The 24,763-nt window shown below is 49.4% G+C and carries 23 protein-coding genes; 14 read left to right on the top strand and 9 right to left on the bottom strand.

Features of this window, described 5'->3' with window-relative positions; genetic code table 11:
- Positions 1-4: 4 nt before the first annotated feature.
- On the top strand, positions 5-1,297 hold the full coding sequence (locus tag H8S75_RS07160) for a uracil-xanthine permease family protein (RefSeq protein ID WP_187020335.1): 1,293 nt from the start codon (positions 5-7) through the stop codon (positions 1,295-1,297).
- Between the two features lie 51 nt (positions 1,298-1,348).
- Positions 1,349-2,116 carry a GntR family transcriptional regulator gene (locus tag H8S75_RS07155; protein WP_187020333.1) on the top strand — a complete coding sequence of 256 codons (768 nt, stop codon included), beginning with the start codon at positions 1,349-1,351 and terminating at the stop codon, positions 2,114-2,116.
- Between the two features lie 58 nt (positions 2,117-2,174).
- Here H8S75_RS07155 and H8S75_RS07150 read toward each other — a convergent pair whose 3' ends face one another.
- From H8S75_RS07150 to H8S75_RS07125, 6 genes are all read right to left on the bottom strand, one after another.
- Complete coding sequence (locus H8S75_RS07150) at positions 2,175-2,495, bottom strand: DUF1622 domain-containing protein (RefSeq protein WP_110321793.1); 321 nt, start codon at positions 2,493-2,495, stop codon at positions 2,175-2,177.
- A gap of 51 nt (positions 2,496-2,546) precedes the next feature.
- Entirely contained in the window at positions 2,547-3,644 is a 1,098-nt protein-coding gene (locus H8S75_RS07145; protein WP_187020332.1) for an ABC transporter substrate-binding protein, read from the bottom strand.
- Positions 3,645-3,680: 36 nt separating this feature from the next.
- Complete coding sequence (locus H8S75_RS07140) at positions 3,681-4,472, bottom strand: ABC transporter permease (protein WP_187020330.1); 792 nt, start codon at positions 4,470-4,472, stop codon at positions 3,681-3,683.
- A complete protein-coding gene (locus H8S75_RS07135) occupies positions 4,472-5,284 on the bottom strand; it encodes an ABC transporter permease (RefSeq protein WP_187020328.1) in 813 nt (270 codons plus the stop codon). Before H8S75_RS07135 ends, H8S75_RS07140 begins: the two co-directional genes overlap by 1 nt.
- Complete coding sequence (locus H8S75_RS07130; RefSeq protein WP_055653316.1) at positions 5,277-6,353, bottom strand: ABC transporter ATP-binding protein; 1,077 nt, start codon at positions 6,351-6,353, stop codon at positions 5,277-5,279. Before H8S75_RS07130 ends, H8S75_RS07135 begins: the two co-directional genes overlap by 8 nt.
- Positions 6,354-6,424: 71 nt before the next feature.
- The gene (locus H8S75_RS07125) at positions 6,425-6,958 is read right to left on the bottom strand and encodes a helix-turn-helix domain-containing protein (RefSeq protein WP_187020327.1); all 534 of its coding nucleotides are present in this window, start codon (positions 6,956-6,958) and stop codon (positions 6,425-6,427) included.
- A gap of 209 nt (positions 6,959-7,167) precedes the next feature.
- Here H8S75_RS07125 and H8S75_RS07120 point away from each other — a divergent pair, with 209 nt between their 5' ends.
- The 5 genes from H8S75_RS07120 (at position 7,168) to H8S75_RS07100 (ending at position 11,459) form a co-directional block, all read left to right on the top strand.
- Positions 7,168-8,226: a lactonase family protein gene (locus H8S75_RS07120; RefSeq protein WP_002604891.1), complete on the top strand. Its 1,059-nt coding sequence runs from the start codon at positions 7,168-7,170 to the stop codon at positions 8,224-8,226.
- 118 nt (positions 8,227-8,344) lie between these two features.
- Complete coding sequence (gene aroC / locus H8S75_RS07115; protein ID WP_187020325.1) at positions 8,345-9,466, top strand: chorismate synthase; 1,122 nt, start codon at positions 8,345-8,347, stop codon at positions 9,464-9,466.
- Positions 9,467-9,498: 32 nt separating this feature from the next.
- Positions 9,499-9,954 carry a ribose 5-phosphate isomerase B gene (rpiB, locus tag H8S75_RS07110; protein WP_055653318.1) on the top strand — a complete coding sequence of 152 codons (456 nt, stop codon included), beginning with the start codon at positions 9,499-9,501 and terminating at the stop codon, positions 9,952-9,954.
- Between the two features lie 50 nt (positions 9,955-10,004).
- The gene (locus tag H8S75_RS07105; protein ID WP_243270193.1) at positions 10,005-10,343 is read left to right on the top strand and encodes a hypothetical protein; all 339 of its coding nucleotides are present in this window, start codon (positions 10,005-10,007) and stop codon (positions 10,341-10,343) included.
- A gap of 162 nt (positions 10,344-10,505) precedes the next feature.
- On the top strand, positions 10,506-11,459 hold the full coding sequence (locus H8S75_RS07100) for a hypothetical protein (RefSeq protein WP_187020323.1): 954 nt from the start codon (positions 10,506-10,508) through the stop codon (positions 11,457-11,459).
- 106 nt (positions 11,460-11,565) lie between these two features.
- Here H8S75_RS07100 and ilvD read toward each other — a convergent pair whose 3' ends face one another.
- Complete coding sequence (gene ilvD, locus H8S75_RS07095) at positions 11,566-13,287, bottom strand: dihydroxy-acid dehydratase (protein WP_187020322.1); 1,722 nt, start codon at positions 13,285-13,287, stop codon at positions 11,566-11,568.
- A gap of 129 nt (positions 13,288-13,416) precedes the next feature.
- Positions 13,417-14,127, bottom strand: a complete 711-nt coding sequence (locus tag H8S75_RS07090) for a FadR/GntR family transcriptional regulator (RefSeq protein ID WP_002604881.1) — start codon at positions 14,125-14,127, stop codon at positions 13,417-13,419.
- Positions 14,128-14,422: 295 nt separating this feature from the next.
- On the opposite strand from H8S75_RS07090, the gene H8S75_RS07085 reads away from it, so the two are divergent.
- The 5 genes from H8S75_RS07085 (at position 14,423) to H8S75_RS07065 (ending at position 19,661) form a co-directional block, all read left to right on the top strand.
- Entirely contained in the window at positions 14,423-15,787 is a 1,365-nt protein-coding gene (locus tag H8S75_RS07085) for a GntP family permease (protein WP_187020320.1), read from the top strand.
- A 24-nt stretch (positions 15,788-15,811) separates the two neighbouring features.
- Positions 15,812-16,630 (top strand): alpha/beta hydrolase, encoded by an 819-nt coding sequence (locus tag H8S75_RS07080; protein WP_187020319.1) that lies wholly within the window; start codon positions 15,812-15,814, stop codon positions 16,628-16,630.
- 79 nt (positions 16,631-16,709) lie between these two features.
- A complete protein-coding gene (locus H8S75_RS07075; protein ID WP_187020317.1) occupies positions 16,710-16,970 on the top strand; it encodes a hypothetical protein in 261 nt (86 codons plus the stop codon).
- A 360-nt stretch (positions 16,971-17,330) separates the two neighbouring features.
- On the top strand, positions 17,331-18,668 hold the full coding sequence (gene nox / locus H8S75_RS07070; protein WP_002604876.1) for a H2O-forming NADH oxidase: 1,338 nt from the start codon (positions 17,331-17,333) through the stop codon (positions 18,666-18,668).
- 129 nt (positions 18,669-18,797) lie between these two features.
- A complete protein-coding gene (locus H8S75_RS07065; protein WP_187020315.1) occupies positions 18,798-19,661 on the top strand; it encodes an NAD(P)-dependent oxidoreductase in 864 nt (287 codons plus the stop codon).
- Positions 19,662-19,802: 141 nt separating this feature from the next.
- Here the strand turns inward: H8S75_RS07065 and lepB are convergent, their stop codons facing one another.
- On the bottom strand, positions 19,803-20,369 hold the full coding sequence (gene lepB / locus H8S75_RS07060; protein ID WP_187020314.1) for a signal peptidase I: 567 nt from the start codon (positions 20,367-20,369) through the stop codon (positions 19,803-19,805).
- 194 nt (positions 20,370-20,563) lie between these two features.
- Here lepB and H8S75_RS07055 point away from each other — a divergent pair, with 194 nt between their 5' ends.
- Positions 20,564-21,682, top strand: a complete 1,119-nt coding sequence (locus H8S75_RS07055) for a DUF3810 domain-containing protein (RefSeq protein WP_187020312.1) — start codon at positions 20,564-20,566, stop codon at positions 21,680-21,682.
- A gap of 251 nt (positions 21,683-21,933) precedes the next feature.
- Entirely contained in the window at positions 21,934-24,696 is a 2,763-nt protein-coding gene (glgB, locus tag H8S75_RS07050; protein ID WP_187020311.1) for a 1,4-alpha-glucan branching protein GlgB, read from the top strand.
- The last annotated feature ends 67 nt before the right edge of the window (positions 24,697-24,763 follow it).

The following is a 24,763-nucleotide window of genomic DNA, read 5'->3' as shown; positions in this document are numbered from 1 at the left end:
CAATATGGATATGTTTTCAGAGAAAATAAGCCCTGGCAAGAACCTGCTGGTAGGATTTCAGCATGTGTTAGCCATGTGCCCCGGAACCATAGCGGTTCCTCTCATTATGGGCGGCGCCATGGGGCTGGATGCCAGGACCACTGCGTTTCTGGTATCAGCCAACCTTTTTACCAGTGGAATTGCCATTCTGATCCAGGTATTTGGTTTGAGCAAATACATAGGCTCCAGATATCCTATCATTCTGGGCTCCTCCTTTGCACCTCTGGCTCCCATGATCATGATTGGCAATACTTACGGCCTTCCCACCCTGTTCGGAGCCATTATGGTATCCGGTGTCCTGATATTTCTTCTATCCTTTTTCCTGGATAAGATTCTTATGCTGTTTCCGCCGGTGGTCGTTGGTACTTTCGTTACACTGATCGGCGTCAGCCTGGCCCCTACGGCTATCCAGGATCTGGCTGGCGGAACCGGCAGCAGTACTTATGGATCGGTGCAGAATCTTCTGCTGGGATTTGGCGTTTTAATCTTTATCATCCTGGTGGAGAAGTTCGGCAAAGGAATCTGGCGGGCCATGTCTCTTCTGCTGGGTATTATTGGCGGAACGGTAGTCGGGGCTTTCCTGGGAATGGTGGATATAACACCAATTCAGGAGGCAAGTGCATTCCGGCTGGTGACACCCTTTTACTTTGGTGCACCGCAGTTTGAGGCGGGTTCCATATTGATTATGACCATTTTCTGTATCATAAATATGATTCAGTGCATTGGCGTCTTCTCCGTATTGGATGAGATCGCCGGAACGCATACAGACAATGCCACTAAGATTAAAGGCATCAAGGCGCAGGCAGTATCACAGGTTATTACAGGAGCCTTTAACTCCGTCCCTTCCACCATGTTCAATGAAAATATCAGCCTGATTGACCTCACAAAGATAAAAAGCCGCTCGGTCATTGCGACGGCCGGAGTGATGATGCTTCTTCTTGGCATATTCCCCAAGGTCTCTGCGGTGATAACGGTTGTTCCGAAGGCAGTTCTGGGAGGAGCCACCCTGGCTTTGTTTGGCGTCATTACTTCGTCAGGAATTTCCATACTGTCCAAGCTGAATTTCTTTGAAAACAATAATTTCACGATTGTAGGAACCAGTATTGCCATCGGCGTTGGTGCCACCTTCGCCTCAGATATCTTTGCAGGTCTCCCCTCCACGCTCAGCATGATCTGCAGCAATGGCCTTTTTATGGTAAGTGCCAGCGCCATTCTTCTAAATCTTCTTTTAAATGGAAGCAAGGGCTTGAAACGTTGACAAAGAGCCTCCTACCAACTATGATTATAGAAAAAGGCAGGAGGCTATCACATGGAGTACCAGAAGCTGAACACACTGACACTTTCCGAGCAGGCAAAGCGTGAAATATATATATATATCAAGAACATGGATCTTACCCGTAATAATAAGCTTCCCAGAGAAGAGGTGATGGCTGAGATGATCGGTGTCAGCCGCATCACCATACGACAGGCGTTCAATGACCTGGCCTCAGAGGGCATTATCTTTCGCCGCCAGGGAAAAGGTACCTTTGTAAACGTAGATTCTCTCAATATTAAGGTTAAATTCAATCCCTGTATGGAGTTTACTCAAATGATTGAGAACAGTGGCTATACACCTTCTGTCAGACTGCTGAACATTCAGAAAATCGACCGGGATGAAGCCATCTGTCAGCAGCTGCAGATGGAGAGCGGTGAACAGCTCGTAGTAGCGGAGAAGATGTTTTTGGCCGATGATACGGTATGTGCTTTCTGCCGTGATTATTTTAGTTTATCTCTTATCGGAGGGGAAGAGGCATTTCGTGAATTCAGCAAATATGAGAATTCCATTTTTCAATACATCTACAATCTTTCCGGTGAAAAAATTGAATGGGACAAAGTGGAGATCGATACCATTCTGACGACAGAGATCGAAGGGCTGGACCAATATGCAGATATGAACCAGCTGGGCTGCAAACCTTTTTTATACTTGAAGGGAATAAACTACAGTTCATCAGATCGGCCTCTGATTCATGCCAATGAGTATATAAACACAGCTATTATAAAGTTTAATATGATACGGCAGAAGAATATACGGTACTAAAAAAAGAGGAATTTCAACTCAATGAAATGAGCTGAAATTCCTCTTTTCTATTCCATATTTATTCGGATTCCCGTTCCACCTTGATTTCCCAATGGATCAGGAATGTCAGCGCCGCCCTTAGGGCGATAATCGCGGCCACCACGGCCACTTCCGACAGCTGGCGGACCACTACGGTACGCAGGATCTCGCTTCCCAGCTTAAATTCCAGCCCCAGAGCCATGCCCTGGGCCAGATTCAGACGAATGGAGGGGTTCCTTTTCACGTAATCATAAATCCCGCGGAGCCCTGCCGCGATGATCACCAGAACTCCCATAAATTCAAACAGGAGAATGGTGATATCGACCACCTGCTGTAAAATTGTTTCTAATGCGTTTACCACGATACGTCCTCCTGACTGCGGCGGGTACTGTCATGCGTAAGCGATGCAGCCCTAATTCGATTTCACTTCTTTCCAGTATTCATTATAAATAGAATCTACATCGGTTCCAAGATACTGAAAGACTTCGCAGTTTTTCAGAGAATCCGTATCCGGGAATACAGCCTTGTTGTTCTGAAGATCAGAATCAAGCAGATCAAAGGCGCCCTTGTTCGGTGTCGGGTAGGTGATGTATTCAAAATTCTTCTTGGCGATATCCGGGCGGCAGAGGAAATTGATCCATTTCTCTGCATTTTCCTTATTCGGAGCATTGGCCGGGATTACCCAGGAATCCAGCCAGAGATTGGTTCCCTCCTCGGGGATTACGTATTCCAGCGAGTAATCCAGTCCGAGATCGGCCACCTCCTGCTGAATGTAAAGCATTTCACCGGAGTAGATGACGCCCATGGCAGCTTCGCCGCCGATCATTTTGTCGCGGACCTGATCGATCACATACGCCTGAACCAGAGGCTTCTGCTTGATCAGTAAGTCTCTCGCCTCGGCGATTTCCGCCTCATTGGTGGTATTCATCGAGTAGCCCAGCGATTTTAGAGCCACCATGAATGCATCGCGGACGCTGTCCTGCATCAGGATATTGTCCTTAAATTTCTCATCCCATAGATCGGACCACTTCGTCGGTGCATCCTCCGGAGCCACCATGCTGGTGTTATAGAGAATTCCCACGGTACCCCAGCAGTAAGGCACGGAATACTTGTTGTCCGGGTCAAAGCTCCTGGACATATCCATATACTTGGAATCAATTTCCTTAATGTTAGGAACATTGTCAAAATTGATTTCGGCAAGCATGTTATTCTCGATCATCTTCTGAATCATATAATCGGATGGGCAGACTGCGTCGTATTTCACGCCGCCGGCTTCAATGACGGGATACATCTCTTCATTAGTCTCGAACATATCGTAGATGACCTCAATCCCGGTCTCCTCTTTAAACTGGGCGATGACATCCTCATCGATATACTCCCCCCAGTTGTAAACGTAAACTTCTCCGGCGCCTCCTGCTTTTTCGGCAGATTTGCCGCAGCCGCTCATGGTGACGGCGGATAATGCGGCCACGGCTGCAACGGCCATGATGGAACAAAACCTCTTTTTCATAATCTGTCTCCTTTTAAATGACCATAATAAATGGTCTTAATGTTTCTTCCGCTTCGGTGCAAAATTGGTAATCAGTAAGAGAATCAGCACCGTTAAGAAGATAATAGTGGACAGCGCGTACATGGAGGGCTTGATACCGCGGCGTACTTCGCTGTATATTAACGTGGATAAGGTGTTGATGCCGGCGCCGCGGGTAAAATGGGTGATGATGAAATCATCCAGCGACATGGTGAAGGCCAGCAGAAAACCGGAGAGTACGCCCGGAAGGATATCCGGAAATACAACCTTGAAAAAGGCGTAGACCGGAGTTGCGCCCAAATCCATGGCGGCCTCATAAGTACTCTTATCCGTTTGTTTTAACTTCGGCATGACACTTAAAATGACATACGGAATGTTAAAGGTAATATGTGCAATCAGAATCGTTTTAAACCCGAGGGAGATTCCGAAGGCGATAAATGCCAGCATCAGGGAGATGCCGGTCACAATATCTGCGTTCAGCATGGGAATATTGGTGATTCCCATCACAATACTGCGGGGAACACGCTTCATATTATTAATGGCGATAGCCGCCGCCGTGCCGATGATAACCGCGATGATTGAGGACAGAAAGGCGATCAGCAGCGTATTGTAAAGCGCCGTCATGATGGTATTGCTGGAGAACAGCTCCGTATACCACCGTGTGGTGAAGCCGCCCCACTGAGTCCTGGACTTGGAGCTGTTAAAAGACAGCACCGTCATGGTCGCAATCGGAGCGTACAGAAATACCAGGATGAGGACCAGATAGAAGTCCTGAACAAAACGTTTGAATATACCAGTCTTTTTGCTCATCAAAATGCAGTCCCCTCCCCATTTTTATCGTATTTGGCGATCAGCGCCATACTGATTAAGATAAATATCATCATGACAAGAGAGAGGCCGGAACCCAGGTTCCAGTTGCTTCCCTTGGTAAATTCCTGCTCGATGACATTGCCGATTAAGAGAATCTTGCTTCCGCCCAGTAAATTGGAGATAACGAAGGTGGTAAGCGCCGGCACGAACACCATGGTGATTCCGCTGACGATCCCCGGGATGCTTAACGGGAGCAGAATACGGAACAGGATCTGAAAAAAGTTGGCTCCCAGGTCCTGGGCGGCATTTATGACGTTGTCATCGATCTTGGACAGTACATTATAAATAGGAAGAACCATAAATGGCAGGAAGTTGTATACCATGCCGAGAATAATGGCTCCCGGTGTGTTGATTAAGCCCTGAGCCGGCAGGTGGAGCGCCGATAAAATTCCGTTGATCACTCCGTTCTTCTCCAGAAGCGTCTGCCATGCCAGTGTGCGCAGCAGGAAATTCATCCACATCGGCAGGATGAAGATGAAGACGATAAAGCTGCCCTGGCCGATGCCCCGCGACCGCAGAATGAGGGCCAGCGGATAGGCGAGGATAAAACAGATAATGGTGCTGATTAAGGACAGCCCGAGGGACAGCCACAGAGCCTTACTGTGTTCTGCCGTGGCGATGGATAAGACGTTCGCCAGGGTGAATGCCCCGCTTCTGTCTGTCAGACCGTAAAATACGATCAAAGCCAGCGGAATGATGGTGAAACCGATCATCCACATGAGATAGGGACCGGATAATAATTTCTTACTCATTGACTCCCACGGCCTCCTCATCCTCTGAAGCCGGCTTGTTCATGATCTGGATGTCGAATGGATCCACGTGGATATCCACTTCCTGTCCGACCGGGAACATATCCGTGCTGTGTACGAGCCATTCGAAGCCATCCGGTGTGGTGACTTCCATCTCGTAGTGAACGCCTTTGAAGATTAAATGGGTTACCACGCCTGAGATCGAGCCCTGTCCGGGAGCCACTAAATCGATGTCCTCCGGGCGGATTACCACGTCGACCGGCTTGTTGTTGCCAAAGCCCTTATCGACACAGACAAACTTCGCGCCAAAGATTTCCACCAGCTCATCCCGGATCATGATGCCCGGAACAATGTTGCTTTCCCCGATAAAATCGGCCACGAAGGCGTTTTCCGGTTCATTGTAGATGTTTTCCGGAGATCCCATCTGCTGAATATAACCCTGGTTCATGACGACGATGGTGTCGGACATGGTGAGGGCCTCCTCCTGATCATGGGTCACGTAGATAAAGGTGATTCCCAGCTCATTCTTTAAACGGATCAGCTCATACTGCATATCCTGGCGGAGCTTCAAATCCAGCGCTCCCAGCGGTTCGTCGAGGAGCAGGACACGGGGTTCATTGACGATGGCCCGTGCAATGGCGATTCGCTGCTGCTGGCCGCCGCTTAAAGAGTCCACGGTACGGTTTTCGAAGCCGTCTAAGTTCACCAGTTTTAAGGCGTACTTGATCTTATCCTGAATATACGTCTTCGGTTTGTTTTTGATCTTCAGTCCAAATGCGATATTTTCCGCAATGGACATATGGGTGAACAGCGCGTATTTCTGGAATACGGTGTTCAGCTGGCGTTTATTTGGCGGAAGGCTGGTGATCTCCTGGCCGTCAAAAATGACCGTGCCCTGATCCGGCCGTTCGAATCCGCCGATAATCCGGAGCGTTGTGGTTTTACCGCAGCCGCTGGGTCCAAGCAGTGTGACAAATGTATTTTCCTTTACGGAAAGATTTAAATCGTCCAGCACAACCGTGCCGTCAAATGCCTTCGTAATGTTTTTTAAATCAATTAATGGCTGACCCATGACCCTTTATCCTCCTCGTTATGAGCACTTAGCGGACGTCTTTTGGCCGCTTACGTGCGATACATGTAATTTTAAAAGCTAGGCGGAGAGCTGACCCAGATTAAGACTGCGCCGGCCTTGCTGCTTAAGTAGTGCTTTTTATCTGAAACAAAGTAAAAGGATTCCCCTTTTTTCGCTTTATATGTCTTGCTTCCTATATGAATGGAGATATTGCCCTGCAGGACATAGCCAAACTCTTCTCCCTCATGCGGATTGTCGGGGTACGTTTCCCCGCCCGGCTCCAGTGTCAGAAGAATCGGCTCCATCATGTTCTTCTGTGCGTTGGGAATGATCCATTTGATATCATTTTTCAGTTCCAGATCGTGCTTTTCAAAGTAATCTGTCTTTCCAAAGACGATCTGCTCCTCCGGAGTCTCGTTAAAGAACTCTCCGATGGAGGTCCCAAGGCACTGCAGGATGTCCATGAGAGTTGCGATGGAGGGGGAAGTTAAGTCCCTTTCCAGCTGGGAAATGAATCCCTTTGACAGCTCCGCACGGTCTGCCAGCTCTTCCTGGGTTAGGCCTTTTAAGATCCGCAGTTCTTTTAATTTCGCACCGATATCCATACGCTCCTCCTTTTAATAAATATAAGCCTGGAGTTTAGCTATACTAACTGACTATAATAATAATCTAAAAGTTTAGTAATAATAAACACACGGCAAAATACATTATACCGGATTTTATCCGTATGTCAATAGTTTCTCCTTAACAAAAATACATTTTTATGATATGATATTTTTAGTTTATACAAGGAACAATCCAGGAGGACGCGAATATGAAAGGAAAGTATATGGCATACGTAGGTTCCTACTCCTACAACGGCCAGGCAAAAGGGATTACGGTGTACGATGTGGACGTGGCCAAAGGCCGTTTTATACCGAGATGCGAGATGGAAGTGGACAACTCTTCTTATGTCATCGCATCGAATGACGGAAAGACCCTGTACTCCATCGCGGACGAGGGTGTCGTATCATTCCGGATTCACGAGAACGGGGCGATTACAAGGCTGAATTCCGCTAATATCAAGGGAATGAGGGGCTGCCATCTGTCTACGGACGCAGAGGACAAGTATATATTTGTATCCGGATACCACGATGGGAAGTCCACAGTGCTGAGACTGAACCCGGATGGAACGGTGGGGGACATCGTAGACGGAGTGTTCCACAAGGGGCTGGGCAGCGTGGCGGAGAGAAACTTCCGGCCGCACGTAAGCTGTACGAGAAGGACTCCGGATGGCCGATTCGTAATGGTGGCCGATTTAGGGATCGATCAGGTAAAGATATACCGGTTCGATGAAAAAGAAGAGAAGCTGATGCTGGTGGATGCACTTCGCTGTGAGCTGGAATCTGCGCCCAGATGCTTCCGGTTCAGCTCAGATGGCAGATTCTTCTATCTTTTATATGAGTTAAAGAACGTGATTGACGTATACTCCTATGAGACGGGCGAGCGCCAGCCGAAGATCGAGAAGATACAGACCATATCCACGACGGGGCCAAAGGCGTTATCCCAACTGACCGCGGCCAGCTCCATGCGCTTATCCACTGATGAGAAGCACATGTTCTGCGGCAACGCAGGCGATAACACGGTAACCGTCTATGACCGTGATCCGAAGACGGGCCTTTTGGATTATATCTGCTGTCTGCCCATCAGCGGAAGCTACCCGAAGGACATCTGTGTATTCCCGGATGACAAGCATATCGCTTCCATTAATCATGAGAACGGCAGTATTACTTTCTTTTCCGTGGACTATAAGAAGGGCCTGCTGATCATGAACGGCAAAGAAATCAGAGTCAATGAACCCAACAGCTGCGTGATCGTAAAGGTCGGAGAGTGATTGCAGAAAATGGTATTTGAGAACCGGGGGCCGGTCCGTTTGCACAATGGACGCGGGCCCCGGTTTTGACAAAACAAGCGTGGATTGAAACAAGAATTGAGATAAGGAGAGATCATACATGGCAGGATCAACACTTGGGACCATATTGAAGGTAACAACCTGGGGAGAATCACACGGAAAGGGTATCGGTGTCGTGGTGGACGGATGTCCGGCGGGGCTTCCGCTCGCGGAAGAAGACATTCAGGCGTATTTAGACCGCAGAAAACCGGGGCAGAGCCGTTTCACCACCAAACGCCAGGAGGCGGACCGGGTGGAAATCCTTTCCGGAGTGTTTGAGGGGAAGACGACGGGAACTCCTATCTCCATGGCTGTGATGAATACGGACCAGAGATCGAGGGATTACGGGAATATCATGGAGGTGTACCGTCCCGGCCATGCGGATTATACCTTTGACGAGAAGTACGGATTCCGGGATTACCGGGGCGGCGGCCGCTCCTCGGGCCGGGAGACCATCGGCCGTGTGGCCGCGGGAGCCATAGCGGCCAGGCTTTTAAAGAGTCTGGGTATCACGGTATGCGCCTATACGAAGGCCGTAGGACCGTACGAAGCAGATCCCGCACAGTTCGATCCGGAGGAGATGTACAGAAACCGTCTCTACATGCCGGATGCAGGAGCCGCTGCTTTAGCCGAAGCGTATTTGGACCGTATGATGTCGGAATGCAACTCTGTGGGCGGCGTGGTGGAGTGTGTGATCGACGGACTTCCCGCCGGAGTGGGTGATCCGGTCTTTGAAAAGTACGACGCATCTCTGGCAAAAGCCATTCTGTCCATCGGGGCCGTGAAGGGCTTTGAGATCGGAGACGGATTCCAGGCCGCGAAGTCGGTCGGCTCGGAAAACAACGACGCGTTTCGCATGGACGAATCCGGTAAGATAAAGAAGGAGACGAACCACGCCGGAGGAATCCTGGGCGGCATCAGCGACGGAAGCCGGGTCGTGCTGCGGGCGGCCTTCAAACCGACGCCGTCTATCGCACAGCAGCAGAAGACCGTGACGCGCGGTATGGAGGAGACGGATATCGCGATCAAAGGCCGTCACGACCCGATTATCGTACCGCGGGCCGTGGTGGTGGTGGAAGCGATGGCGGCGCTGACGACGGCGGACTTACTCCTTCTGTCCATGACCTCCAGACTGGACCGGATTCAGGGATTTTTCGGTGTGCATAGCGCGGAGCATTTATAAACCATACATCTATAAAAACAGGAGAGAAGAAAATGAAAATAGCAATAGGAAATGACCATACAGCCCTTGAGATGAAGAATGAGATGAAGAAGTTCCTGGAAGAAAAAGGATACGAGGTAATCGATTACGGCACGAATTCCACGGAGAGCTGCGACTACCCGGTTTACGGAGAAAAGGTGGGCAATGCAGTGGCAAACGGCGAGGCGGATCTGGGGCTCGCCATCTGCGGAACCGGCGTAGGCATATCGCTGGCCTGCAACAAGGTAAAGGGAATCCGCTGCTGCGTCTGCAGTGAGCCGTATACGGCGAAGCTTTCCAGAATGCACAACGATTCCAACGTCCTCGCCTTCGGTGCCAGGGTGATCGGTGTGGAGATGGCGAAGATGATAACGGAAGAATGGCTGAATGCAGAATACGAAGGCGGAAGACACCAGAGACGTGTGGACCAGGTGATGGATATCGAGAGACGTAACCAGAGCGCGCTGTAGTCCGGTGTATGGTATGAGCGGCATGCTGGTAGCGCTCACGACCTGGATAGATGAAATATTCTTTGTTTCAGGTCGGGCTGATCCGAAATCCTATGGGATTCAGCCAGGATGAGATTCACGATGCAGACGGAAAGGCGGAGGTGCAGGCCATTGCCGCGGAAGTATTAGACAGCCTTCACTCACTGGTAGAATGCAGGATTATGCTGGGCGGAATCTATGATTCCATGTCTAACATCATAACCAGCTTTCATCAGACGCAGATGGTTGCGGAATTCTGTGAAAATGACAGGGGCCGCGTGTTCTTCTATGACGAAATAATGGCAGGAAAGCAGGAGAACGCCGCCTATGTAAGGGTGATGCCGGAGTATGAGGTGGCCCTTCTTTTTTGACTTACTGTCCCACATATCCAAAAAGTTGAAAATTTTGTTGGAAAACGCATTATTTCCATGCGCTCGGAATTGTGGTAGAATAAAAATATCAAAAAACAAAACCGCATGGGCAGATCCAGCGAGGGCTGAAATCATTTCCTGGATTGCGGAGAGGGTTTGGATATGTGTTCTTATGGACTTGATATGATGAAAATTAGAAAAAGAGACTTTTTAGTGGTGTTTTTTCTAGCTTTAATACCACTGATATTGTTGACTGGTTATCGGTTGTTTTCGCTTATTATAGAGTTAGCAGGCTCGATGAAAGATGGGGATATTATTTCAGGCGTAATAGCTTTTCTTTTGAGGATATTTGTTGAAACGATTGTATTGATAATCATCTCTGTGATATGGATTGCAATCTGTTGCTACATCCCATTAAAAAAGCTGCATAATTTTTATTGTGAAAATATTTTTACGCAGGCGGTTTTGCGCAACTCCGATTACTCCTATGTGCGCTATACTGAGCGATTGTTGAATACAGCGGAACTGGTGAAAGCGAAGATTATACCTCCGTATACCGACTATAAGCAAAAAGAAGCGGAATATCTGGTGGGCAGATACAAGGACGTCGATTTTGAAATCGCGCCGCTCACCTTATCCTATGGAAAAGGTCCCAATGAGGAGATTAACGGCTGCATCGTTGTGTTTACCGGGTTGGCAAGTCTGTTTCATAACGAAGATTTTGTGCAGGTATCTTGCAGCACAGATGAGGATGTCTTTGCCGAATACCTCCCCCAAAAGCGAGGGCTGGAGGTTAAAAAGAAGATTGCCATCAATCATAATAGAAACTGCTTGTTTATCGCACCAAAAAATCAGAGGATTTCCGAGGAACAATTTGTATTGCTGGAGCATCTTGTGGGGGAACTTTCCGAACAGGTGAGAACACATTTTTATATAATATTTGCACAAAGTCAGGTGTACTTTATCAACAATGATAAAACTCTTATTATTAATCTTCCTTTGTGGCACAGCATAGAAAAAGAGATTCAGGAGGTGGAGAAAAACGGGATTGTTAACATAAATCTGTTTGTCAACACATTTATCCGTGCAAAAGACGGGCTATCAGCTTATCGCTGATAGTCCGTCTTTTGGTGTCATATCCCGCTTGCTGGCTGCACAATTTGTATGTTCTTAAATATTGCCTCATTGGGGGCGGCCTTTATGAGGTAATATTTTTCGCATTTTACTCCATATATCCGCCCTTCATAGGCGAAACGGCATGTTCAGAAAAGATCTTCAGCACGCCGGAGGTGTATTTGGCCGGTTTTGGTGTCCAGTTCTTCAGACGCACGGCCAGTATGGCGTCCATTTCCTCCGGTGTTTTCTTCTCGCCTCTGACTCCGATTATCCGGAGAATTCTGGCGGGAATATCGATCTCGATTAAGTCATCCTCTTCGATCAGGGCGATCGGTCCGCCCTCCGCGGCTTCGGGGGATACGTGGCCGATGGCCGGTCCCCTGGAAGCGCCGGAAAAACGTCCGTCGGTGATGAGCGCAATGCTCTTAGACAGCTCTTCATCGGAGGAAATAGCCTCCGTGGTGTAGAACATCTCCGGCATACCGCTTCCCTTCGGGCCTTCATAACGGATGATGACGGCATCTCCTGGCCGTATGGTTTTGTCTAATACGGCGGCGATGGCCTCCTCCTCACAGTCGAAGGGTTTTGCCTTTAACACGGCCTGAAACATCTCTTTCGGAACAGCGGAATGCTTCACCTCCGCACCCTCGGGCGCCAGATTGCCGCGAAGGATTGCTATGGTGCCGTTGTCCCCAATGGGATTTTGGAAGCTTCGGATAATGTCGGTGCGTTTCCTTCCGACCTTCGCCAGGTATTCATCACATTTCTCATAGTAACCGTTTTTCTTTAAGTCTTCCAGATTCTCACCCAGCGTCTTGCCTGTGACGGTTAAGACATCGAGGTGAAGCATACTCTTAATCTCCTCCATGATCCTGGGAACACCGCCGGCATAATAGAAATACTGGGCCGGCCATTTGCCTGCGGGGCGGATATCCAGGAGATAGTGGGCGTTCCGGTGCATACGGTCGAAATAGTCTGCGTCGAGTTCATAACCGAACTCATGGGCCGCGGCCGGTATGTGAAGCAGGGAGTTGCTGGAACCGGATATGGCGGCGTGCACCATGATGGCATTTTCAAAGGACTTCATCGTTACGATATCAGTGGATTTAAGCCCGGTCTCTGCCAGCTTTACCGCCTGTACTCCGGCATCGTAGGCCGCCTTCTTCAAATCTTCACAGGTAGCAGGCATCAGGGCGGTGCCAGGAAGCATGAGACCCAGCGCTTCGGCCATTACCTGCATGGTGGAAGCCGTTCCCATGAAGGAGCAGGCGCCGCAGGAGGGACAGGCGTGCTGCTTGTACCAGGTCAGCTGGTCCTCTGTGATTTCCCCCCTCTGGCATTTGGCGCTGTACATTCCGATTTGTTCCAGCGTAAGGAGGTCAGGACCGGCGTCCATGACGCCTCCGGTTACGACGATAGACGGAAATTTCAGCCTCCCTATCGCCATCAGATGAGCCGGAACTGCCTTGTCACAGCTGGCAATGAAGACGCCTGCGTCAAATGTCGTGGCGTTTGCATGGATTTCGATCATGTTGCAGATGGTATCCCGGGAAGCGAGAGAGTAGTTGATTCCGTCGTGCCCCTGTGCCATGCCGTCGCAGATATCGGTGGCAAAATACCGTGCTCCCTTGCCTCCGCTGTGACCTATTCCCTTCACGGACTCTTCCACAAGTTCCAATAAATGAGCGCTGCCCGGGTGGCTGTCTCCAAATGTACTCTCTACTATAATCTGAGGCTTCGACAAGTCATCCACTTTCCAGCCCATTCCCATGCGCAGCGGATCCATCTCCGGCGCCAGTGCACGGACTTCCTGACTTTTTAGTTTCATAGCGTTTCCTCCTGAATTCTATGTTTTTCCTGGCAAAGGCATAATACGTATGATGTATTTTATAAAACCAAAATACCATACTCGCAGGACAAAGTCAACAAGGCGTTGGAAAAATATATGAAGTGCTGTTTATCCAAGAGGCTTCTCTTCTTTTTCTAACTGCCGGAATACTCTCCGGTTGTAGATCAGATGCATGTACATCGCGCATTTTGCGCCTTCTGCATCACGTTCTGCGATGCAGTTTACGATTTCGCGGTGGGTCTCGATGGTCTCCTGGCCCAGGGCACGGTTGGTTACATCGACAAACACGGCGATGGAGGAATTGATGACCGGAATCAGTTTTTCTACTACACTGTTGCCGCTGCAGGAGGCGATCATCGTGTGAAGGCGGATATCGGCCTCCATGTGGTCACGGCCGGATTTGATCAGCTCTTCGATCTGATCGCACTGGAGCTTCATCTCCCCGATCTGTTCCGGTGTCGCGTGATCGGCCGCCATCATGGCGATCTCAGGTTCCAGCATCAGACGTACGCTGACTAAGTCCAGCGCCAGCTTGGTCTTGTCTTTTACAAAGGTAAGTCCCAGCGGATCGTCGGTGATTCCCTGCCTCTCGGAGACGAAAGTGCCGGCGCCGCGCCGGATCTCCAGGATCTGCCGGGATACCAGGATCTTGATAGCCTCGCGAATCGTAGTACGACTGACGTTTATCATCTTGCCGAGTTCGAATTCGTTGGGAATCTTAGCCCCTACTTCCAGATTGTTGTCTATAATATAGTTTAATATATAGTCGGCTACCTGCTCTGCCAACGGTTTCCCATTATAAAATTCTAAGCTGCTCACCCATTTTACCTCCCTGTTAAATTGAGTTTATTTTAACATAGAACCGGCGTTTTGTCACCTGATGGCCGTTGAATTTAAGGCGTTGAGGGCTCAGAAAGCGTCAAATGGATATCTGGAAAATAGATCATACGTATTTGAGGGAGATATGCACAAAATAGAGTGGAATAATTTGTATAAAAAGTAAAATTATATGAAAATACTTGACATATTTATCCGGGAATGATATTTTATAGAGGCAAAGACATCATACGTATTATGAAAAAAGATAAACTTGAAACAGGGAGGTATTTTTATTATGGATTATGTAGCAAATCCGGCGCAGCTGATAACTGCCACACTGGTGGGGTTCGTGGTACTCTTGTTCCTGATTATTAAACTGAAGCTTCATGCGCTTCTGTCGGTTCTCATAGCGGGAGTCGTTATCGGAGTTGGAAGCGGTATGCCGTTTTCGCTGGTTACTCAGGCTGTCACGGATGGTATGGGAAACACCCTAAAGGGGATCGCGCTGATCGTCGGACTTGGTTCCATGTTTGGCGGCATTCTGGAAGTCAGCGGCGCGGCGCAGGCGATTGCCGACAAGCTGGTTAAGGTATTCGGTGAGAAGAATTCTGCGTTTGCACTGGGGCTAGCGGGCGTTATCATCGGTATTCCGGTATTCTTTGATCCGGCTTTCATTATTCTTATGCCAATCGTTTATTCCATTGCAAAGAAGACGAACAAATCCTTACTATATTATGTTCTTCCGATGACGGCGGGGCTCGGTATCGGATCGGCGATTCCGCCCACGCCGGCTCCCATGCTGATTACGGGAAGCCTTCCTGTGGATCTGGGAACGGTCACGATCCTGGCGCTTGTACTTGTTATTCCGAAATATTTAATCAGCTATGCGGTAGCTGTTCCGTTTGCAAAGAAAATGTATGTACCGGTTCCTGAAAATGCCGTTATGGCTCCTGAAAAGAAAGAGGGCACCGCAGGTGGGCCGTCCTTCGGCCTGGTTATCTCCATCGTGCTTCTGCCGATACTCCTGATTTTAATCAGCGCCTCCGCAGGCATGATGACTGCGGAGGGGGCCGGAATGCAGAGATTCCTGGATTTCTGCGTATTTATCGGCCAGCCGTATCTGGCATTGATCATCGCCAATGTGGCCGGAATCATCTTCCTGTGTGTGCGTAAAGGGATTACCATGGAGACGGTGGAGTCCGTTCTTGCAAAATCCCTTCAGCCTGTGGCCATGATTGTCCTGGTTACCTCGGCCGGCGGCGTGCTGCGTTACGTTCTGGATTATTCCGGGATGGGAACCCTGATTGGCAATGCCCTGCAGAATGCCAACCTTTCCGTTATCCTTGTAGCCTATATTATTTCTACTCTGATGAGAATCGGAGTGGGCTCCACCACGGTGGCGCTGACTATGACACTGGGAATTGTTGCATCGTTTCCGCAGATTTCCACCTACTCTCCAATGTATCTTGCCTGTATCGGTATGTCCGCCATGTTCGGAGCGACCAGCTTCTCTCATGTCAATGATTCCGGTTTCTGGCTGACAAAGGAGTATATGGGAATTGATTTGAAGACAGCGTTTAAATCCTGGACCCTGTATGGAGGCTTCTGCTCCATCCTGTCATTTATCGTATTGTATGCCATCAGCTTTATCTGGGCATAGACGCAGAAAGAAGGGAGAATACATATGGCACTTTTAAATGTAGATTTTTACTCATACTACCTCGGAATGGATTCACCGCTGACTGTTCTTCTTCCTGAAAAAAGGGGGAGGAAGCCGGAGGCGGCTCCTGATAAAAAGTATCCCGTCCTGTATCTTCTGCACGGCCATGCAGACGACAACACTGCGTGGATCAGAAAGAGCGATTTGGAGCTGCTGGTCCGGGATCACGATGTCATCGTGGTTATGCCTTCAGCACACAGAAGCTTTTACACAAATGGAAAACACGGGCACCTGTACTTCGATTACATCACAAAGGAGCTTCCCGTCGTTGTGAGCAATTTCTTCCCGGCATCCACCAGGAGAGAGGATACGTTTATCGGCGGTCTCTCCATGGGCGGTTACGGTGCCTTAAAGGCGGCGCTGTCCTGCCCGGAACAGTACGCAGGTGTCGCCGCAATGTCGGCGGCCAACAGTCCCTTCGAGGCTATGAAGGCAGCCGGAACCATGTTTTCAGTTTCTGATTTTATGGACAATGTTTACCGCATTTTTGGCGACGAGGAGGAGTATAAGGGATCGAAGGACGATCTGGAGTATCTGGCGAAACAGACAGCCGCATCCACAGGACCCAAGCCGAAAATCTACCACAGCTGTGGACAACAGGATCCCCTTTACGGTCTGAATGTGGAATTTAAGCAGTTTATGGAAACAAATTGCCCGGAACTGGATTACCATTACTGCGAATGTGAAGGGAACCACAACTGGGGCTTCTGGAATCCACAGCTGAAATGCATACTGGAATATTTCGGACTGATTCCGGCCAGCCGGGAGAAGTCCGGTACGTGAGAGCAGAAAATCGGGAGCCGGTCCGCTGCTTTTGACGAATGAGGCAGCCCGTGGTACAATCGCAGTATGGAGGGGCGCTATGATACATACAATCGATTTTTTATACGAGGTAAGAAAGTCAAAAGAGCTGGAGCGGAGACTGCTGGATAATATGAAAAACCGAAAAGAAGCGCATCTGCTGATTGGCGATTTCTCGCTGAAATTCGATTTCGACAGACGCATGGTGAATATTTCCTGCATGAATCCACAACACCCCTTTTTCCATAAATGCCCTCCGTTAGACTGGACGTTTGAAGAAATGGAAGAGGCTGTGAAGGTTGTTGTGGGAGATAAAAAATAATGAAAAGTTTTTTTGAGAGTATTTAAAATGCTCCTGCCGGATATGGCGGCGACAGGCATTTTGATACTCTCATTTTTGATTCATATGCAGCGGCGGCTTATAAAAAAGAAATTCCCCGGGAAGGTGTACTTTGTCTACCTGAATTTCGATGCAAAAGCCCGGACGGCCGTACGATTCTTTACAGACATCATGGGTTCTAATTACCATTGTGAAAAAAATATTAAAATATTTAATAATAGTTATTGTTATTATTTTAACGGCGTGATATAATGAGACCATATTGGAGATACTCTAATTATCTGAAACATTTTTTAGAACTAAGGTTTTACTCATTTAAATCATGAACAGGAGGATATTCACATGAAAGAAACTATTGTAGTAATCGGGGCAAATCATGCGGGAACGGCGGCGCTCAACACAATCCTGGATAATTATAAGGATAAAGAGGTGATCGCCTTTGATTCCAACAGCAACATCAGTTTCCTGGGCTGCGGTATGGCGCTCTGGATCGGCAAACAGATATCGGGACCGGAGGGACTGTTTTACTCGGATAAGGCGGCGTTTGAGGCAAAGGGCGCCAAAATATACATGGAGACTCCGGTGACCTCTGTCGATTACGATAAAAAGATCGTCTATGCGGCCGACCGCGAGGGCAACACGTATGAGCAGCATTTCGACAAGCTGATCCTGGCGACCGGTTCACTCCCGATTCGTCCGGCCATCGAGGGAATGGAGCTAGAAAATGTACAGTTCGTAAAGCTGTTCCAGAATGCTCAGGATGTGATTGAGCGTTTGAAGGATGAGAGTGTAAAGCGCGTCGCAGTGGTCGGCGCCGGTTATATCGGCGTGGAGCTGGCGGAGGCATTTAAGAGAAACGGCAGGGAAGTGGTTCTGATCGACTGTGCGGAGACCTGTCTGGCCGGATATTATGACAGAGAATTTTCCGATCAGATGGCGGATAATTTGAAGGAGCACGGAGTTACGCTGGCCTTTGGAGAGACTGTGAAAAAGTTGGAAGGTTCCGTTCGCGTGCAGAAGGTAGTCACGGACAAGGGAAGCTACGATGCCGATATGGTAGTGTTCGGAATCGGCTTCAAGCCCAATACTGCACTGGGCGGAGAACAGATCAGGCTGTTTAAGAACGGCGCGTTCTTGACGGATTTATGTCAGGAGACCAGCATTCCGGGCGTCTACGCGGTTGGAGACTGTGCAACGGTTTACAACAACGCGATTCAGGCCACAGACTACATTGCGCTGGCGACAAATGCGGTCCGCTCCGGAATTATAGCGGCTCACAATGCCTGCGGCACGAAGCTGGAATCCGTGGGCGTTCAGGGTTCTAACGGCATCAGTATCTGGGGCCTTAACATGGTGAGCACGGGAATCAGCCTGGCAAAAGCCGAGAAGCTGGGAATCGAGGCGCTCACCACGGATTTTGAGGACTGGCAGAGAGCGGAATTTATGGAAAATGGAAACTATAAGGTAAAGCTGCGCATCGTCTATGACAAAAACACGAGAGTGATTCTGGGCGCGCAGATCAGCTCGGACTACGATATTTCCATGGTGATCCATCTCTTCTCGATGGCGATCGAGGAGCAGGTGACCATCGATAAGCTGAAACTGTTCGATGCGTTTTTCCTTCCTCACTTTAACAAACCTTACAACTATATCACCATGGCTGCGCTGAGCGCGAAGTAAGATGGCCGGGAACGGCAACCGGGAATCCCGAATGACTCCAAAAAGTTTCCGCCGGTAATTTACAACCGCCATGGCTCGTGTTAAAATCGGAATAGAAGATGGACAATACGAGAAGGAGGATAAGGATACATGAAAAAGGTGGGATTTATCGGAATCGGGATCATGGGGAAATCCATGGTGCGCAACCTGATGAAGGCTGGTTTTGAGGTGGCGGTTTACACGAGAACAAAGGAAAAAGCAGAGGAAGTGATCGCAGAGGGCGCAGTTTGGTGTGAGGACGTGAAGACCTGTGCCGCCGGGCGTGACGCGGTGATTACCATCGTGGGATATCCGAAGGATGTGGAAGAAGTATACTTCGGGGACGATGGAATCGTCGCCAGTGCAGATCCGGGCACGTTTCTGATTGATATGACGACGACGAGCCCGAAGCTGGCGGTCAGGATATACGAGGATGCCGCAAAAGCGGGGCTGAAGGCCCTGGACGCGCCTGTAACCGGCGGAGACACAGGGGCGAGAGAGGGAACGCTGACGATCCTGGCCGGCGGAGATGAAGCGGACTTTAACGCGTGCATGCCGCTCTTTGAGGCCATGGGAAAGAACATCAAGTATGAAGGAAAAGCGGGAAATGGCCAGCATACGAAGATGTGCAACCAGATTGCCATAGCCGGCGCGATCTCCGGCGTATGCGAGGCCATGGTCTATGCGAAGGCCACCGGACTCGATGTGGCCCGGATGGTGGATTCGATCGGAACGGGAGCGGCGGGCAGCGCACAGCTCAAGACGGTAGCGCCCCGTATCCTTGTCGGCGATTTTGATCCCGGCTTCTTTATCCGGCATTTTATTAAGGATATGAAGCTTGCCTCCGAGGAAGCGGAGAACGCAGGCGTTCATCTGGGAGTGCTGGATTACGTGCTTTCCATGTATGAAGATATGGAGGCGCAGGGAAAAGGAAGTCTGGGGACTCAGGCGCTGGTTCAGTACTACCAGTGGTAGAGGAAAATGAAGATATAGCAGAAAATGCGGAGGTCTGCCGGGAACAACCGGCGGACTTCCGCATTTTCCATTACTTATTTAGAAAGAGTTCAGCCTTCGCATACGGCAGCCGCTGCCGTATGTGAAGGCTGAACTCTTTCCTTATTCGATTTTTCCGATGCCTGGATAATACCGGAACAGTACTTTTGCAATGATTTTATCACGCTTTACGTATTTATTCTCCCAGCGCCTGGCGTCTGCGGAGAAATTACGGTTATCGCCCATCATAAAGTAGGAATCCTCCGGCACTTCGAAGCGGGCCGGTGGTTCCGGGTCCATGGGCTCCCGAATGTAAGATTCGTCGAGAGGCGTCTCCGATCCGTTTAAATAGACCTTTCCATCGATGATATCTACGGTGTCTCCGGGCAGACCGATAATCCGCTTTACATAGTAAATGGTACCGGTCGGATCATCCGGAAAGTGAAAGATAACGATGTCGCCGCGCTTTGGATCGCTGAATCTGTAAGACAGCCTGGAACCGATGACACGGTCTCCGGTCATGATTGTATTTTCCATGGAGCCGCTTGGAACCTTGCTGTTTGCGATGATGAAGTTGTTCAGAACAAAGGCGATGACGGCCGCCGCTATAATAATTTTAATCCAGCTTATGATCTCGGCCTTCCAGTCAAATGCCTCGCTCTTCTCCAGTCTGTTATCTTCCTTTTTCATTGAAACCTTCTTTTCTATCCATATATTTTGTCCATAACAGAGTTTAAATGAGTTTCCGGGATTCCGCAAGGGGTTTTCTTAAATGGTAAGAAAATATTCACAAACATTCCACGAAATGTCCATAAAAATATGGTACCGTTATTTTAAACAATCCGCTGTGTGGGGCATGGCGGAAGACTTCGGGGGGAAGACGTATGGGAGAGACAATTAAGCAAAAGAGTATGAACAGCGGCGCAGAGGGGAATCCTGCACAGAAGCGGCGGGAGATACGGCTGCTTCTGGCATCTGGCGTCCTGTTTGCGTTATCACTGCTTTTTCAGCTTCTGGCCCGTCTTGTACCGGGATTTGGAGAATGGTATGCAGTAACCGTTTATCCGGTTATCGTGGGAACACTGGGACGATTATCCGGGATTTTTCCATTTTCCGTAGTAGAGTCAGCCGTTTATTTCCTTATAGCATCAGCGGTCTGGTATACGGCCACTCATATCAAACGGATTAAAATGGTGCTTGTGAGGGCGCTGTTTCTGCTGACGGGGATTTTTTTTCTGTTTACATTTAACTGTGGTATCAATTATTATAGAAAACCGTTCTCCAGCTACACCGGTCTGGAAGTCAAAAAGTCTTCAAAGGACGAACTTACGGAACTGTGCGCTGCGCTGACAAAGACCGTGAATCAGTACTGTGAAGACGGCGTCGGTGCGGCCATGGAGATGAAGGAGGCCAACCGGGAAGGCGTGGCAGCCATGAGACGGTTGGGAGAACGGTATCCTCAGCTTGCAGGCTACTATCCCAGGCCGAAGCCGCTGGCGTGGTCATATTTCTTTTCCGTTCAGCAGCTGTGCGGCCAGTATTCACCCTTTACCGTAGAGGCGAATTACAACCGGGAGATGCCGGATTACAACATTCCCCACACGATCTGCCATGAGCTGTCCCATCTGCGGGGATTTATGAGGGAGGACGAGGCGAATTTTATCGGTTATCTGGCCTGTATTGGTTCCGATTCTCCCTCCTACCGTTACAGCGGATACTTAACCGGATGGGTCTATGCGACCAACGCCCTGGCGAAGACCGATATGGATGCGTATCTGGAGCTGTGCGGCGCTCTGGACGAGCGGGCCTGGGTGGATCTGAGAGGAAATAATGAATTCTGGGCAAGATACGACGGGAAGGCGGCGGAAGTGTCCAACCAGCTGAATGATACGTATTTAAAAATAAACAGTCAGGCAGATGGTGTGAAGAGCTATGGCAGCGTTGTTGACTTAATGCTGGCTTATGCCAGGAAACAGGCGGATTCCCTGGAGGAAGAACAATAGGAAAACGTGTAGATTTCGGAGGTTTTTTGTCGGAAAAATACGGAAAGTGCTGTTGGATTCTATTGTAAAATACGCATATGAATGCTAAAATAGACTCAGTCGCAAACCCCGCCGCAGACAGCGGGGAATCAAAAATGCAGCGTCGTGAGCGGCGGGGGTTCCGACCCTCGCGGCAGTCGCCGGATGGACCCGCAAGCGCGTCCGCCCGGCTCGTTGCACGCGGGAATAAACAGGGACCAGGAGGATATTGTATGGACAAAAAGTTGTATGATTTGATGGATTGGGCCGGGATTGAAGAGATTGTATATTCAGAAGCGGCGGACCCCCACAAGCTGCTGGGACCGCATATCACGGACGATGGACTGCTGATCTCCGCATTCATACCGACGGCAGTCATGGTGACGGTCAGACTTGCCTCCTCGGGAAAGGAATTTCCGATGGAACTGGCAGACGAGGCGGGCTTTTTCGCAGCGCTGATTCCGAGAAAGAATATTCCGGAATACACCCTGCTTGTGGTTTACGATAATGGCACGTCGGAGGAACTTTACGATCCGTACGCATTTTCACCGCTGTACACAGAGTCGGACTTAAAGAAGTTTGAAGCGGGCGTTCATTATACAATCTATGAGAAGATGGGCGCACATCCGATGAGTGTGAATGGTGTGGAAGGTGTCTATTTCTCCGTGTGGGCGCCGTGTGCCATGCGCGTCAGTGTTGTCGGAGATTTTAACTTATGGGATGGAAGACGTCATCAGATGAGGCGCCTGGGCGATTCCGGGATTTTTGAATTGTTTATACCGGGTCTGGCATCGGGACTGATTTATAAATATGAGATTAAGAACAGCCATGGAGAGCCGCAGTTAAAGGCGGATCCATATGGTAATTTCTGCGAGCTGCGTCCGAACACGGCTTCTGTCGTATGGGATACGGGCCGATATGAGTGGCAGGATAACGCGTGGATGGAAAAACGCGCGAAGATGGATTCTAAAAATCAGGCTATGTCCATATATGAGATCCACCTCGGATCGTGGATCAGGAAAGAGACGGAGCGGGATGAGAACGGGAACGATATCACCGGTTCTGAATTCTATAATTACCGTGAGATCGCGGTAAAACTGGCGGAGTACGTGAAGATGATGGGTTACACCCATGTCGAGCTGCTTCCGGTCATGGAGCATCCGCTGGACGCATCCTGGGGCTATCAGGTGACCGGGTATTACGCGCCGACCAGCCGGTATGGCACGCCTGATGATTTCATGTATTTTATGGATTATATGCATGGACAGGGCATTGGCGTGATCCTCGACTGGGTTCCGGCACATTTCCCGAGGGACAGCTTCGGACTGGCTAACTTTGATGGGACATGCGTCTATGAACATAAGGACCCGAGACAGGGAGCTCATCCGCACTGGGGCACGCTGATCTATAACTATGGCCGTCCGGGAGTATCCAACTTCCTGATCGCCAACGCGCTGTTTTGGGCGGACAAGTATCACGCGGATGGAATCCGTATGGATGCTGTGGCTTCCATGCTGTACCTGGATTACGGAAAGAATCCGGGGGAGTGGGTTCCTAATATTTACGGCGGCCACGAGAACCTGGAGGCCGTGGAATTCTTAAAACATTTGAATTCTGTATTTAAAGGAAGGGCAGACGGAGCCGTTCTGATCGCTGAGGAGTCGACCGCATGGCCGGAGATCACCGGCGATATCAAGGAAGGCGCCCTGGGCTTCGATTATAAATGGAACATGGGCTGGATGAATGATTTTACGGGATACATGCAGTGCGATCCCTATTTCAGAAAGCACCATTACGGAGAATTGACATTCAGCATGCTTTACGCATACAGCGAAGATTTTATTCTTGTGTTCTCACACGACGAGGTGGTCCACGGAAAGGGATCCATGATCGGTAAGATGCCGGGAGAGGAACTGGAGACCAAGGCTGCGAACCTGCGTGCTGCGTACGGTTTTATGATGAGCCATCCGGGCAAGAAGCTGCTGTTCATGGGACAGGAGTTTGCACAGGTTCATGAATGGAATGAGAATGCGGAACTGGATTGGGGGATTACAGAACAACCGGTTCACAAACAGATGCAGGAGTATGTGAAGTCCTTAAATGAAATTTATGTAAACTATCCGGCGCTGCACCAGATGGATTATGAGCCCGAAGGCTTTGAGTGGGTGAACTGTACGGATTCGGAAGAAAGCATTGTGGTATTCCTGAGAAGGACGAAAAAGAAGGAGGAGACACTTTTGATTGTCTGCAACTTCGATACAGTACTGCATGAGAAATTCCGGGTTGGCGTTCCGTTTGCCGGAAAATATAAAGAGATTTCCAACAGCGACGCGGAAAGCTATGGCGGTGAAGGACGCACCAATCCGCGTGTGAAGAGCTCGAAAAAGGCAGAGAAGGACGAGAGGCCGGATTCCATCGAAATTACGGTGGCACCGCTCTCTGTGATGATCTTTACCTGCACGCCGGTGGAAGAAAAAGTGGTTAAGAAAGCTGCCGGAGCGAAGGCTGCCGCTGCAAAAACCTCCGGAGTAAAGACGGCTGGAACAAAAGCAGCTGTGAAGAAGGCACCGGCGAAAAAAAACGCTGTAACAAAGGCGGTGGAGGTGAAGCCTGCGGCAGAAAAGATCGAGGACAAGAAGCTGGAAACTAAGAAAATCGCAGATAAAAAGGTCATGGCGGAGAAGCTTGAGGATAAGAAGCCCGAGACAAAGAAAATCGCGGATAAAAAGGTTGTGGCGGAAAGAATCGAGGATAAGAAGCCCGAGACAAAGAAAATCGCGGATAAAAAGGTCGTGACGGAGAAGCTTGAGGATAAGAAGCCCGAGACAAAGAAAATCGCGGATAAAAAGGTCGTGGCGGAGAAGCTTGAGGATAAGAAGCCCGAGACAAAGAAAATCGCGGATAAAAAGGTCGTGGCGGAGAAGCTTGAGGATAAGAAGCCAGAGACAAAGAAAATTGCGGACAAAAAAACAGGGGTGAAAAAGATCGAGGGATAAGAAGCCCGAGGCGAAAACGGCTGAGGACAGGTAACATAAGAATTGATTTGATTGGAGAGATATAAGA

It is taken from the genome of Hungatella hominis (assembly GCF_014288005.1).
GTDB classification, from domain to species: domain Bacteria; phylum Bacillota; class Clostridia; order Lachnospirales; family Lachnospiraceae; genus Hungatella; species Hungatella effluvii.
The sequence above is the reverse complement of the archived record's forward strand: the minus strand, read 5'-3'. Positions and strand labels throughout refer to the sequence as shown.

Bases quoted from the DNA above. Each gene is read 5' to 3' on its own strand.
- H8S75_RS07130 (WP_055653316.1), bottom strand. From the start codon at position 6,353: ATGGGTCAGCCATTAATTGATTTAAAAAACATTACGAAGGCATTTGAC.
- H8S75_RS07145 (WP_187020332.1), bottom strand. From the start codon at position 3,644: ATGAAAAAGAGGTTTTGTTCCATCATGGCCGTTGCAGCCGTGGCCGCA.
- glgB (WP_187020311.1), top strand. From the start codon at position 21,934: ATGGACAAAAAGTTGTATGATTTGATGGATTGGGCCGGGATTGAAGAG.
- H8S75_RS07100 (WP_187020323.1), top strand. From the start codon at position 10,506: ATGTGTTCTTATGGACTTGATATGATGAAAATTAGAAAAAGAGACTTT.
- H8S75_RS07080 (WP_187020319.1), top strand. From the start codon at position 15,812: ATGGCACTTTTAAATGTAGATTTTTACTCATACTACCTCGGAATGGAT.
- lepB (WP_187020314.1), bottom strand. From the start codon at position 20,369: ATGAAAAAGGAAGATAACAGACTGGAGAAGAGCGAGGCATTTGACTGG.
- H8S75_RS07065 (WP_187020315.1), top strand. From the start codon at position 18,798: ATGAAAAAGGTGGGATTTATCGGAATCGGGATCATGGGGAAATCCATG.
- H8S75_RS07160 (WP_187020335.1), top strand. From the start codon at position 5: ATGGATATGTTTTCAGAGAAAATAAGCCCTGGCAAGAACCTGCTGGTA.
- H8S75_RS07120 (WP_002604891.1), top strand. From the start codon at position 7,168: ATGAAAGGAAAGTATATGGCATACGTAGGTTCCTACTCCTACAACGGC.
- H8S75_RS07085 (WP_187020320.1), top strand. From the start codon at position 14,423: ATGGATTATGTAGCAAATCCGGCGCAGCTGATAACTGCCACACTGGTG.
- rpiB (WP_055653318.1), top strand. From the start codon at position 9,499: ATGAAAATAGCAATAGGAAATGACCATACAGCCCTTGAGATGAAGAAT.
- H8S75_RS07055 (WP_187020312.1), top strand. From the start codon at position 20,564: ATGGGAGAGACAATTAAGCAAAAGAGTATGAACAGCGGCGCAGAGGGG.
- nox (WP_002604876.1), top strand. From the start codon at position 17,331: ATGAAAGAAACTATTGTAGTAATCGGGGCAAATCATGCGGGAACGGCG.
- H8S75_RS07155 (WP_187020333.1), top strand. From the start codon at position 1,349: ATGGAGTACCAGAAGCTGAACACACTGACACTTTCCGAGCAGGCAAAG.
- H8S75_RS07140 (WP_187020330.1), bottom strand. From the start codon at position 4,472: ATGAGCAAAAAGACTGGTATATTCAAACGTTTTGTTCAGGACTTCTAT.
- aroC (WP_187020325.1), top strand. From the start codon at position 8,345: ATGGCAGGATCAACACTTGGGACCATATTGAAGGTAACAACCTGGGGA.
- H8S75_RS07105 (WP_243270193.1), top strand. From the start codon at position 10,005: ATGAAATATTCTTTGTTTCAGGTCGGGCTGATCCGAAATCCTATGGGA.
- ilvD (WP_187020322.1), bottom strand. From the start codon at position 13,287: ATGAAACTAAAAAGTCAGGAAGTCCGTGCACTGGCGCCGGAGATGGAT.
- H8S75_RS07135 (WP_187020328.1), bottom strand. From the start codon at position 5,284: ATGAGTAAGAAATTATTATCCGGTCCCTATCTCATGTGGATGATCGGT.
- H8S75_RS07075 (WP_187020317.1), top strand. From the start codon at position 16,710: ATGATACATACAATCGATTTTTTATACGAGGTAAGAAAGTCAAAAGAG.
- H8S75_RS07125 (WP_187020327.1), bottom strand. From the start codon at position 6,958: ATGGATATCGGTGCGAAATTAAAAGAACTGCGGATCTTAAAAGGCCTA.